Source organism: Pseudomonas extremorientalis (assembly GCF_001870465.1).
In the GTDB taxonomy this organism is placed as follows: domain Bacteria; phylum Pseudomonadota; class Gammaproteobacteria; order Pseudomonadales; family Pseudomonadaceae; genus Aquipseudomonas; species Aquipseudomonas extremorientalis.
On record NZ_MDGK01000041.1, the window covers coordinates 41092 to 53316 of the forward strand.

Sequence of the window (12225 nt, forward strand, 5' to 3'; positions counted from 1 at the left end):
GTGCCAGCAGCCCGCTCACCACAACAAGCCCACCCATGGAATCGAGTTCATCTTCAATTTTTGTCGGCAATCGGCGTCTGCCCGTCCCAGCGACCGCCCAAGGCGGCGATCAGTTGTACACTGGCCACCAGGCGCGTCTGCAGCAAGGTCAATACCGTGCGCTCATTGCTCAAGGCTGTGGCTTGCACAGTGACCACATCCAGGTAGGCAATCAGCCCGGCCTTGTACTGGTTCTGGGTCAGGCGTAACGATTCACGGGCGGCTTCCAGTGCTTCATTGCTGACCACCGCTTCGTCCTCCAGCACCTTGAGCTGCACCATGTAGTTTTCCACTTCGCGGAAACCATCCAGCACGGTCTGGCGGTACTTGGCCACCGTCTCGTCATAGGAGGCTACGGTACGGTCGACTTCCGCCGAGCGCTGGCCACCATCGAACAGCGTCATGGCCAGCTTCGGCCCTACCGACCAGAAGCGGTTCGGCAGGCTGATCCAGTCGGCGTACGTGCTGCTGGAGTAACCACCGGCCAGGCTCAGGGTCAGGTCCGGGTAGTAGGCGGCCTTGGCCACGCCGATATTGGCGTTGGCGGCGATCACCGAGCGTTCGGCCGAGGCGATGTCCGGGCGACGCTCAAGCAGTTGCGACGGCAGGCTCACCGGGATCTGCGGCAGCGCCGGAATGTCCTTGCTCACCGCCAGGTTGAAGTTGGCCGGCGCCTCGCCAATCAGTACCGCAATCGCGTTTTCCAGCTGGGCGCGCTGCCAGATCAGGTCGATAAGGCTGGCCTGGGTGGTCTTGAGCTGGGTCTGCGCCTGGGCCACCGCGTCCTTGCCGGAAACACCGGCGCGGTACTGGTTTTCGGTCATTTGCAGTGAGCGCTGATAAGTCTCCAGGGTCGCTTGCAGCAGGCGCGTCTGTTCATCCATGACGCGCAGTTGCAGGTAGCTTTGCACCAGTTCCGACTGCTGGCTCAGGCGCATCGCCGCCAGGTCCGCCGAGCTGGCTTCGGCACTGGCCTCGTTGGCTTCCAGGCCCCGGCGCAGCTTGCCCCAGATGTCCGCTTCCCAGCTCACGCCCAACTGGGCATTGAGGGTGTCGCGGATACCGCTGCTGGAACTGCTCAGGCTGGCGCTGCTGCTGCCGGTGCCCTGGCTGGCGCGGGTTTTCCCGGCACTCAGGTCGACGGTGGGGTAAAACGCCCCACGGGAACTGCGCACCAGTGCCTGGGCCTGGCGAAAGCGCGCTTCGGCTTGGGCCACGGTCTGGTTGGAACTGTTCAGGCGCAGCACCAGCTCATTGAGCTGGCGGTCACCGTACAACTCCCACCAGGCGCCACGGGCCAGGGAATCACTGGGGGTGGCCTGGCGCCAACCCTTGGCTTCCTTGAATTGCGCCGGCTCGACCACTTCCGGGCGTTTGTAGTCGGGGCCGACGGCGCAGGCGCTGAGCAACACGCCGCAGAGCACCAGGCTCGCCACGCGGGAGCCCCGGAACAGGGCCAATCGGGCAAAGGTTGAATCGGTCATAGCGCAGTGTCCAGGGCAGCATCGGTCCGCACGCCGCGCCAGGCGTTGAAGCGGTGGCGCGCGCGGTCGAGATAAAGGTAAACCACCGGGGTGGTGTAAAGGGTCAGGACCTGGCTGAACACCAGGCCACCGATAATGGTCAGGCCCAGAGGACGGCGCATTTCCGCGCCATCGCCCGCACCCAGCAGCAACGGCAAGGCGCCGAGGATGGCCGCCAGGGTGGTCATCAGGATCGGGCGCAAGCGCAGCAGGCAGGCACTGCGAATCGATTCGAGCGGCCCCATGCGGTCATTGCGTTCCAGCTGCAGCGCCAGGTCGATCATCAGGATCGCGTTTTTCTTCACCACCCCAATCAACAGGAACAGGCCCAGCAGGGAGATCAGGCTGAACTCGCCTCCCGTCAGGTAAATGGCGAGCATGGCGCCGACACCCGCCGAGGGCAAGGTCGAGAGAATGGTCAGCGGGTGAATGTAGCTTTCGTACAGAATGCCCAACACCAGGTACACCGCCACCAGCGCGCCGAGGATCATGAACGGCTGGCCCTTCTGCGTGGCCGCGAAGGCATCGGCGGTACCGGCCATCTTGGCAATCACGTCTTCCGGCAAGCCGACCTTGGCAATCGCCCGTTCGATGGCGGCCGTACCCTGCTCCACCGTCACGCCGGGCGCCATGTCGAAGGCGATGTCTTCCGAGGCGAACTGGCCTTCGTGGCTGACGCGGTCGTCGGCCAGGCTGTTCTCATAATGGGCGATGGTCGACAACGGCACCCGTGCGCCCGTGGACGTGATCACCTGCATCTGGTTGAGGGTGATCGGGTCCTGGGCATATTTCGGGTTGACCTCCATCACCACCTGATACTGGTTGAGGCTGTCGTAGATGGTCGAAATCTGCCGCTGGCTGTAGGCGTTGTTCAGTACGGCGGTGACCATGTTCATGTCGATCCCCAGGCGCTTGGCCTGGTCGCGGTCGACAATCAACGTGACCTGCGCCGCACCACGACCTTCACGGGCGTCGATGGCGGTGAGTTCCGGCAACTCGCGCAACGCCGCGACCACTTTCGGGTACCACAGGCGCAACGCCGCCAGGTCGCCGCTTTGCAGGATGTAGGAATACTGCGCACTGGTCTGGTCGCGGCTACCGCCGAATTGCAGGTCCTGGTCGGCCATCAGGAACAGGCGCCCGCCCGGCACCAGCGGCACATCCTTGCGCAGACGCTCGATCACCGCCTGGGCGGAGACCTTGCGCTCGCTGATGGGCTTGAGGCGGACCAGCATCACCGCGTTGTTGGTGCCGTTGTTGCCGCCGATGAAGCCGGCCACGCTGAGCACCGCCGGGTCCTTGAGCACCGCCTTGCGGAAGGTCTCCATTTTCGGCTGCATCACGCTGAAGGACAGGCCGTCGTCACCGCGCACAAAACCGATCAATTGGCCGGTGTCCTGCTGGGGCATGAAGGTTTTCGGCACCACCACGTACAGCGCCACGTTCATGCCGATGGTCAGCAACAGGCTGAGCAGGGTCAGGCGCCGATGGCGCAGCACCCAGTCCAGGCTGGTGGCGTAGCCGGCGACCATGCGGTCGTTGATCTTCTGGCTCCAGCGTTGCAAACCGGTCATCTGCGTTTTGACGTGGGGTTTCAGCCAGCGCGCGCAGAGCATCGGGGTCAGGGTCAGCGAGACAATCAACGACACAATGATCGCCGCCGACAGGGTGATGGAAAACTCGCGGAACAGGTTGGTGACAATCCCGCCCATGAACAGGATGGACAGGAACACCGCCACCAGCGACACGTTCATCGACAGCAAGGTAAAGCCGACTTCCTGTGCGCCCAGGTACGCCGCCTTCATCGGCGGCACGCCTTCGTCGATGTGCCGGGAGATGTTCTCCAGCACCACGATGGCATCGTCCACCACCAGGCCGGTGGCCAGGATCAACGCCATCAGCGAGAAGTTGTTCAACGAGAACCCGTACAGGTACATCACCGCAAAGGTGCCCACCAGCGACACCGGCACCGCCAGGGTCGGGATCAGCGAGGCGCGGAAATTCCCCAGGAACAGGTACACCACCAGGATCACCAGCCCCACGGCAATCAGCAAGGTCATCTCGGCTTCATGCAAGGTGGCGGTGATCACCGGCGAGCGGTCCATGGCCAGGCTCAGCTTGACGCTGGACGGCAGCACCGCCTGCAACGCCGGCAACTGCGCCTTGATCTGCCGCACCGTCTCGATGATGTTGGCACCGGACTGGCGGTTGATCACCAGCAGTACCGCCGAGTCGTTATTGAAGAAGCCGCTGTTATAGCGGTCTTCCACACCGTCGCTGATCTTGGCCACATCCCCAAGGCGCAGGGCAGCGCCGTTCTGGTAGCGAATCAGCAGCGGCTCGTAGTCCTTGGCCTTTTCCAACTGGTCGTTGGCCTGGATCTGCCAGTTACGCTCATTGTCTTCCAGCGAGCCCTTGGGCCGGCGCTGGTTGGCGTTGGCGATGGTGTTGCGCACATCATCGAGGGCCACGCCGTACTGGTCGAGAGCCTTGGGCTCCAGCTCGATGCGCACGGCCGGCAGGGAGCTGCCGCCGATCTGCACTTCGCCCACACCCGGAACCTGCGAGAGGCTCTGGGAAAGAATGGTCGAGGCCAGGTCGTACAACTGGCCCTTCTGCAACACGTCCGAGGTCAGCGACAGCACCATGATCGGCGCCTGGGACGGGTTGATCTTCTTGTAGGTGGGCATGCTGCGCATGCCGCTGGGCAGCAGGTTGCGCGAGGCGTTGATCGCCGCCTGCACTTCCCGCGCCGCACCGTTGATGTCGCGGTCGGAATCGAACGCGAGGATCACCCGGGTGGAGCCCTGGCTCGACGAACTGCTCATGGTGGTGATGCCGGCAATCGCGCCGAACGAACGCTCCAGCGGCGTGGCCACGGTAGACGCCATCACTTCGGGGCTGGCGCCGGGCAAGCTGGCCGATACCACGATCACCGGAAAATCGATCTGCGGCAGTGGCGATACCGGCAGCAGGTTGAAGCTGACACCGCCGAGCAACAGGATCGCCAGGCTCAGCAGCATGGTCGCGACCGGCCGGCGGATGAAAGGTCCGGACAGGTTCATGACTCAACCGGCTCCAGGCTTTGCGGCTCTTTGCGCCAGCGGCGGCCGAGGCGATCGAAGTACAGGTAGATCACCGGGGTGGTGAACAGCGTCAACACCTGGCTCACCAGCAGACCGCCGACCATCACCAGGCCCAGCGGTTGGCGCAATTCCGCGCCGGAACCGGTGGCCAGCATCAACGGCACCGCGCCGAACAACGCCGCCAGGGTGGTCATCAGGATCGGCCGGAAGCGCAGCAGCGCCGCCTGGTAAATGGCGGTCTGCGGGTCGAGGCCCTGGTTGCGTTCAGCGTCGAGGGCGAAGTCGATCATCATGATCGCGTTCTTCTTGACGATACCGATCAACAGAATGATGCCGATGATCGCGATCATGCCCAGGTCATTGCCGCTGAGCAGCAAGGCCAGCAACGCCCCTACCGCCGCCGATGGCAAGGTCGAGAGAATGGTGATCGGGTGGATGTAACTCTCGTAGAGCACACCCAGCACGATGTACATGGTGACCACCGCCGCCAGGATCAGCAGCAAGGTGCTCGACAGCGACGCTTCGAACGCCTGGGCTGCGCCCTGGAACTGAGTCTGCACGCCCACCGGCATACCGATGTCTTTCTGGGTCTGGTTGATCAGCTCCACGCCTTTGCCCAGCGCGACGCCGGGGGCCAGGTTGAACGACATCATCACCGCCGGGAACTGGCCGATATGGGCAATCGCCAACTGCGCCTGACGCTGTTCCACATGGGCCAGGCTGGACAAGCGCACCTGGCCGCCATCGGTGGTTTTCACGTGGATCTGGTTCAGCGCGTCCGGCCCGAGGGTTTCGCCGGACTGGGCCTGCAACACCACGCGGTACTGGCTGGCCTGGGTGTAGATGGTGGAAATCTGCCGCTGGCCGAAGGCGTCGTACAGCGCATCGGTGATGGTCGATACGCTCACGCCCAGGCGCGAGGCCGCATCGCGGTCGATCACCAGGTACACCTGCAGGCCTTTGTCCTGCAGGTCGCTGGCCACATCAGTGAGTTCCGGCAACTGGCTGAGCGCATGCACCAGCTTGTCGCTCCACAGCGCCAGCAGCTCGGCGTCCGGCGAGGACATGCTGAACTGGTACTGGGTACGGCTCACACGGTCTTCGATGGTCAGGTCCTGCACCGGCTGCATGAACAGGCGGATGCCCACCAGCTTGTCGATCTCCGGCTGCAAACGGGTGATCACCTGGGCTGCGCTCAAGTCACGCTGGCCGTGGGCCTTGAGGTTGATCAACAGGCGCCCGCTGTTGAGGGTAGCGTTATCGCCGTCCACACCAATATACGACGACAGGCTTTCCACCGCCGGATCGGCCAGGATGATCTTGGCCAGCTCCTGCTGGCGCTGGCTCATGGCGGCAAAGGAAATCGACTGCGGTGCTTCGGAAATGCCCTGGATCACGCCGGTATCCTGCACCGGGAAGAACCCCTTGGGCACCACCAGATATAGGAATACAGTGAGTCCCAGTGTCGCGATGGCCACCAGCAGGGTCAGTGGTTGGTGCTTGAGCACCCACTGCAACATGCTCCCGTAACGCGCAATCAACCAATCGATCCAGGCACCGCTGGCCTTATAGAAACGCCCCTGCTCTTCCTCCTTTGGCTCACGCTTGAGCAAGCGCGCGCACATCATCGGCGTGAGGGTCAGGGACACCACCAGGGAAATCAGGATCGCCACCGCCAGGGTAATGGCGAACTCACGGAACAGGCGCCCGACCACGTCGGCCATGAACAGCAGCGGGATCAACACCGCAATCAGCGACAGCGTCAGGGAAATCAGGGTGAAACCGATCTGCTTGGCGCCCTTGAGGGCGGCAGCCAATGGTGTTTCGCCTTCCTCGATATAGCGGGAAATGTTCTCCAGCATCACGATCGCGTCATCCACCACGAACCCGGTGGCGATGGTCAGCGCCATCAGCGTCAGGTTGTTGATGGAGAATCCGGCCAGGTACATCACGCCAAAGGTGCCCACCAGCGACAGCGGCACGGCGATGGACGGGATGATCGTTGCACTGACCCGGCGCAGGAACAGGAACGTCACCATGACCACCAGGGCGATGGCGATGAGCAATTCGTGTTGCACATCCTTGACCGAGGCGCGGATGGTCTGGGTACGGTCGGTGAGCACCGTCACATCGAGGCCGGCCGGCAGGTTGTCGGTGATGCTGGGCAGCAATGCCTTGATGCGGTCCACCACCTCGATCACGTTGGCACCCGGCTGGCGCTGGATATTCAGCAGCACCGCCTGGTTTTCATTGGCCCAGGCGGCAAGGCGTTCGTTTTCAGCGCCGTCGACGATCTGCGCCACGTCCTTGAGGCGCAATGGCGCGCCGTTGTTGTAGGCCAGGATCAGTTCGGCATATTGCGCGGGCGAGACCAACTGGTCGTTGGCATCGAGCATCGACACACGGGTCGGCCCGTCGAAGTTGCCCTTGGGCTGGTTGACGTTGGAAGCGGCGATCAGCGTGCGCACATCGGACAGGTTCAAGCCGTTGGCCGCCAGGGCCTCGGGGTTGACCTTGATGCGCACCGCCTGGCGCTGGCCGCCGGCGATGCTGACCATGCCGACGCCGCTGATCTGCGCGATTTTCTGCGCCATCCGCGTATCCACCAGATCATTGAGCTTGGGCAGCAGCATGGTCTTGGAGGTGATCGCCAGGGTCAGCACCGGGGTGTCCGCCGGGTTGACCTTGTTGTACACCGGCGGCGCCGGCAGGTCCTTGGGCAGCAGGTTGGTGGCCGCGTTGATCGCGGCCTGCACCTGCTGCTCGGCGACATCCATATTGATGTCGAGGTTGAAACGCAGGGTCAGCACCGACGCTCCGCCGGAACTGGTAGAGGCCATCTGTGTGAGGCCGGGCATTTGCCCGAACTGGCGCTCCAGCGGTGCGGTGACCGCACTGGTCATCACGTCCGGGCTGGCCCCGGGGTACAGGGTCATCACCCGGATCGTCGGGTAATCCACCTGGGGCAAGGCCGACACCGGCAACAAGCGGTACGCGATGATGCCGGCCAGGACAATGGCCAGCATGCTCAGCGTAGTGGCGACCGGGCGAAGGATAAACAGCCGCGACAGGTTCATGAACCGACCTTTTGCGCCTTGCCGGCGGTGGCACCGGTCTCCCCTTTAGCCGCAGGCTTGCCTTGCAAGTGTTCGGTCGGGGTGGTCGGCACTTCGCTGCTGTCGTTGACCACTTCGATCTCGCTGCCGTCCTTCAAGCGGTCGGTGCCTTCCAACACCACGCGGTCGCCAGCCTTGAGGCCCTCTTTGATCACCGTGTTGTCGCCATCGGAATCACCGACCACCAGGGGCTGCATCTTGACCTTCTTGTCACCGTCCAGCACGTAGACGAAGGTTCCGGTGTTGCCAAACTGGATCGCCGCCGACGGCGCCAGCACCACGTTATGCAGGGTATCGGCCAGCAAGTGCACATTGACGAACTGGTTGGGGAACAGCGCCTGGTCCTTGTTATCGAAACGCGCCTTGAACTTCAGGGTGCCGGTGGTGACGTCTATCTGGTTGTCCAGGCTTTGCAGCACGCCGGTGGCCTGCTTCTTCACGTCGCCACGGTCCCAGGCCTCTACCGGCAGCTTGTTGCCGGCGTGGTAGCGGGTGAGCACGGTTTCCAGGGTGTTTTCCGGCAGGGTGAAGGCCACGCTGATCGGTTGTGTCTGGGTGATCACCGCGAGTGAGGTGGTGTCGTTGGCCGCCACCAGGTTGCCTACGTCGACCTGGCGCAGGCCCACGCGGCCGCTGATCGGTGCGCGGATCTTGGTGAATTCGAGGTTGAGCTTGGCGTCATCCACCGCGCCCTGGTTGGTCTTGACCGTGCCCTGGTATTGCAGGACCAGCGCTTCGGCGGTGTCCAGGGTCTGCTTGGCGATGCTGTCCTGGGCGTACAGGTCGCGGTAACGCTGCACATCGACCTGGGCGTTCTTCAACTGGGCCTGGTTCTGCATCAGCGTGCCCTGGGCCTGGAGCAAGGCGTTCTGGTAGCTGCGCGGGTCGATCTCGGCGAGCAGGTCGCCAGCCTTGACCATCTGGCCTTCCTCAAAGGCAATCTTCACCAGCTCGCCGCCTACCCGGCTGCGCACATTGATGGTGTTGAGCGCGGTCACCGTGCCCAGCGCCTTGTAGTACACCGGGAACTCCCCCAGCACGGCGGGCGCCACGCGCACCGGTATCGGGCCGGCGGAGCCGCCGAACCCCGGGCGCATCATCCCCGTCTTGCCGGCATGGCCCGCGGGCTTTTCGGCGCCATCCTTATGGCTGCCGGGCCAGAACTTCCAGCACAGGCCGGCGATAACCAGCAGCACAAGCAGGCCGAACAGCCAGCGGCGGGACTTACGAGGGGAGGATTGCATGGAGTGATCAACCATTGGGCGCGAGAGCTTCTTCTTTGGGAGGCTGAAAGATAAGCACTGGAGCGCATTTAGAAAAGCGCCTTTACCGGCTATTTACCTTGGGCTTACAACTTTTAACTTCTGATCTTAGTCTGCCCGCTATTTCGCTAAGCAGTTGAGACACAAATAAAAACGGCCTGGACTAGGCCAGGCCGCAATCATGCATCACGCGTGTTACTGCAAAACGACAGTAACGTACCGAAACAGTTACTTCAAAACAGCCAGGGCTGCTTCGTAGTTCGGCTCCTGGCCGATTTCGGAAACCAGCTCGCTGTGCAGCACAGTGTTGTTCTCGTCCAGTACCACCACGGCGCGGGCGGTCAGGCCCTGCAGTGGGCCGTCGGCGAGGGAAACGCCGTAGTCGACAGCGAAGTCGGCGTTGCGGAAGTCCGACAGGCTCAGCACATTGTCCAGGCCTTCGGTGCCGCAGAAACGCTTCTGGGCAAACGGCAGATCAGAGGAAATGCACAGCACGACCGTGTTGCTCAGGTCGTTGGCCTGGGCGTTGAACTTGCGTACCGAGGTCGCGCAGGTCGGGGTATCAACGCTTGGGAAGATGTTCAGAACCTTGCGCTTGCCGGCGAAGGTTTCCAGGGTCGCTTGCGACAGGTCGACAGCAACCAGGCTGAATTCAGGAGCGGTGGAGCCGATTTTCGGCAGTTCGCCTTCAACCTGGACAGGATTACCACGAAGGGTGACTTGAGCCATGAACAGAATCCTTATGCTGGGTTTGATGAAACGAATTCGAGAGGCGGAAGTTAACCACAAAGTGCGATGGCTACCTACCGCCAGACATAAATTCTCATGCCGCCGGTTATGGTTTAATTGCGCGCCGATCGCCCTGCCCTTCAAGGAACCTGTTGTTGATGAATCAGCCTGCCACCAAAGTCCTGGTCATTGGTTATGTCTGGCCGGAGCCGCGTTCCTCGGCCGCAGGCGGGCATATGATGCAGATTCTCGAGAGCTTTCTGACACAAGGTTGGGACATAACCTTCAGCAGCCCCGCAACCATCGGCGAGCACAAGGCCGATTTGCCTGCGCTGGGCATCGCCGAATGCCTCATCGAACTCAATAACAGCAGTTTCGATGATTTTATCCGCGAACTCGCCCCGGATATCGTGCTGTTCGACCGTTTCATGATGGAAGAGCAGTTTGGCTGGCGTGTCGAGAAACAATGCCCCGATGCCCTGCGCGTCCTGGAAACCAGCGACCTGCAAAGCCTGCGCGATGCCCGGCACCAGCACCTCAAGGACCACCTGAGGACGCATCCAGACCGTAACGACTTCAGCGCCCTGTTCAATTTGGCCCTGGAGGAAGAATTCCGGCTCATGGCCGACACTGACATTGCCAAGCGTGAGATTGCCGCGATTTATCGCTGTGACATCAGCCTGATGATCTCCGACGCAGAGGCACGCCTGCTCACCGAGCAGTTCAAGGTGCCCGCCGCCCTGCTCCACTGGTGCCCGCTGATGCTGGAACCGCCGACCGAGCCGTTCGCGCCATTTGAAGACCGCGCCCATTTCCTCAGCATCGGCAACTTCCGCCACGCCCCCAACTGGGATGCGGTGCTGTGGATGAAGAACAGCCTATGGCCGCTGATCCGCCAGCAACTCCCGGCAGCGCAACTGCACATTTATGGCGCCTACACCCCGCCCAAAGCCACGGCCCTGCACAACCCGGCGCAGGGCTTTCATGTAATGAACTGGGCCGAAGACGCCCTGCAAGTGATGACGGCAGCGCGCATCTGCCTGGCACCGTTGCGATTCGGCGCCGGGATCAAGGGCAAGCTGGCGGATGCAATGCTGTGCGGCACGCCAAACGTCACCACGCCGATCGGTGCCGAGGCCATGGGGGATGAACAGCCGTGGCCTGGCGCCGTGGAACAAAGCGCCCCGGCCCTCGCGGCAGCGGCGGTTGCCCTGTATCAAGACCGTGAACGTTGGACCCAGGCCCAGGAAGACGGTCGCCGACTGCTGGCCCGACGGTATGACCAGAACATCCATGGCCCGGCGCTGGTGGCCTGCCTGGAGCAGTGCCGCGGCCGCCTTTCGGCCCATCGCCGCGATAACTTCACCGGCAGCATGCTGCGCCACCATGCCCACAAAAGTACGCAGTACATGTCCCAGTGGATCGAGGCAAAAAACCGCAACGTATAAACATCGACGCTGGCGAGGTCGTGCGCAAGGGGGCATTATCCTACGCAGCAACCACAATAAAGCGACGGCAGCATGACCCGAGCAACGCGCATCACCGACCCTTCCTACGAACTGATGGACGACCACAACGGCCTGTCCATTATCTATCGCCAACACGGTTTCCCTTGCCCGCTGGTGCGCTGGCACTTCCACAAGGAATACGAGCTGCACCTGATCGTCGCCAGCTCAGGCAAGGTGTTTATCGGTGACTACATCGGCAACTTCTACCCGGAAAGCCTGTTCCTCACCGGCCCCAACCTGCCCCATAACTGGATCAGCCAGGTGGAGGAAGACGAGGTGGTGCCCAAGCGCGACATGTTGGTGAACTTCACCGATGAGCTGTTCGAGCACGGCAGCCACATCTTCGCCGAACTCAAAAGCCTGGCGCCGCTGCTGGAGCGGGCGCAGTCCGGCATCGAGTTTCGCTGCAAAAAGACCATCGCCCAGGCCATGACCTTGATGCAACGCATCGAGGACGCCCAAGGCATGGCGCGCCTGGGGCACTTCTTTATCCTGCTGGACGTGTTGAGCGCCTGTGAGGACTACCAACTGCTTTCCGGTGTGACCACGCCGCAACTGGCCGATGAACACAGCATCGACCGCACCAACCGCGCCGTAGACTACATTTTCGCCCACTACGCGCGGGAGTTGCCGCTCGAAGAAGTGGCGGAATACTTGGGCATGAAGCCCACTTACTTCTCTCGCGTGTTCAAACAGGCCACCGGGCGCACATTCATCGAGTTCGTCAACCGGTTGCGTATCAGCAAATCCTGCGAGTTGTTGGCCGATGGGGATAAAGCCGTGACGGATGTGTGTTTCGAGTCGGGCTTCAACAATATCTCCAACTTCAACCGGCGCTTCCAGCAACTCAAGGGCATGACCCCTTCCCACTACCGTCGCCTGGCGGTGCAGCGACTGACTGAGCAGAACCTCGCCTGAAACAGCGACGCCTCCCTAGATAGATCTATTGGGAAATTCAAAAG

Annotated in this window: 7 protein-coding genes; 2 read left to right on the forward strand and 5 right to left on the reverse strand. The window is 62.3% G+C overall.

Annotation, left to right across the window (positions count from 1 at the left end):
* Positions 1 to 53: 53 nt before the first annotated feature.
* The 5 genes from BFN10_RS16665 to tpx all read right to left on the reverse strand — a co-directional run bounded on the left by BFN10_RS16665 (position 54) and on the right by tpx (position 9755).
* A complete protein-coding gene (locus BFN10_RS16665) occupies positions 54 to 1523 on the reverse strand; it encodes an efflux transporter outer membrane subunit (RefSeq protein WP_071490592.1) in 1470 nt (489 codons plus the stop codon).
* Positions 1520 to 4627, reverse strand: a complete 3108-nt coding sequence (locus BFN10_RS16670; protein WP_071490593.1) for an efflux RND transporter permease subunit — start codon at positions 4625 to 4627, stop codon at positions 1520 to 1522. Before BFN10_RS16670 ends, BFN10_RS16665 begins: the two co-directional genes overlap by 4 nt.
* Complete coding sequence (locus BFN10_RS16675; RefSeq protein ID WP_071490594.1) at positions 4624 to 7725, reverse strand: MdtB/MuxB family multidrug efflux RND transporter permease subunit; 3102 nt, start codon at positions 7723 to 7725, stop codon at positions 4624 to 4626. The genes BFN10_RS16670 and BFN10_RS16675 overlap by 4 nt, the downstream gene beginning before the upstream one ends.
* On the reverse strand, positions 7722 to 9023 hold the full coding sequence (locus BFN10_RS16680; RefSeq protein WP_071490595.1) for an MdtA/MuxA family multidrug efflux RND transporter periplasmic adaptor subunit: 1302 nt from the start codon (positions 9021 to 9023) through the stop codon (positions 7722 to 7724). Before BFN10_RS16680 ends, BFN10_RS16675 begins: the two co-directional genes overlap by 4 nt.
* 231 nt (positions 9024 to 9254) lie before the next feature.
* Complete coding sequence (tpx, locus tag BFN10_RS16685; protein ID WP_071490596.1) at positions 9255 to 9755, reverse strand: thiol peroxidase; 501 nt, start codon at positions 9753 to 9755, stop codon at positions 9255 to 9257.
* 158 nt (positions 9756 to 9913) lie between these two features.
* On the opposite strand from tpx, the gene BFN10_RS16690 reads away from it, so the two are divergent.
* A complete protein-coding gene (locus tag BFN10_RS16690; protein ID WP_071490597.1) occupies positions 9914 to 11203 on the forward strand; it encodes a glycosyltransferase in 1290 nt (429 codons plus the stop codon).
* Between the two features lie 72 nt (positions 11204 to 11275).
* Positions 11276 to 12181: an AraC family transcriptional regulator gene (locus BFN10_RS16695; RefSeq protein ID WP_071490598.1), complete on the forward strand. Its 906-nt coding sequence runs from the start codon at positions 11276 to 11278 to the stop codon at positions 12179 to 12181.
* The last annotated feature ends 44 nt before the right edge of the window (positions 12182 to 12225 follow it).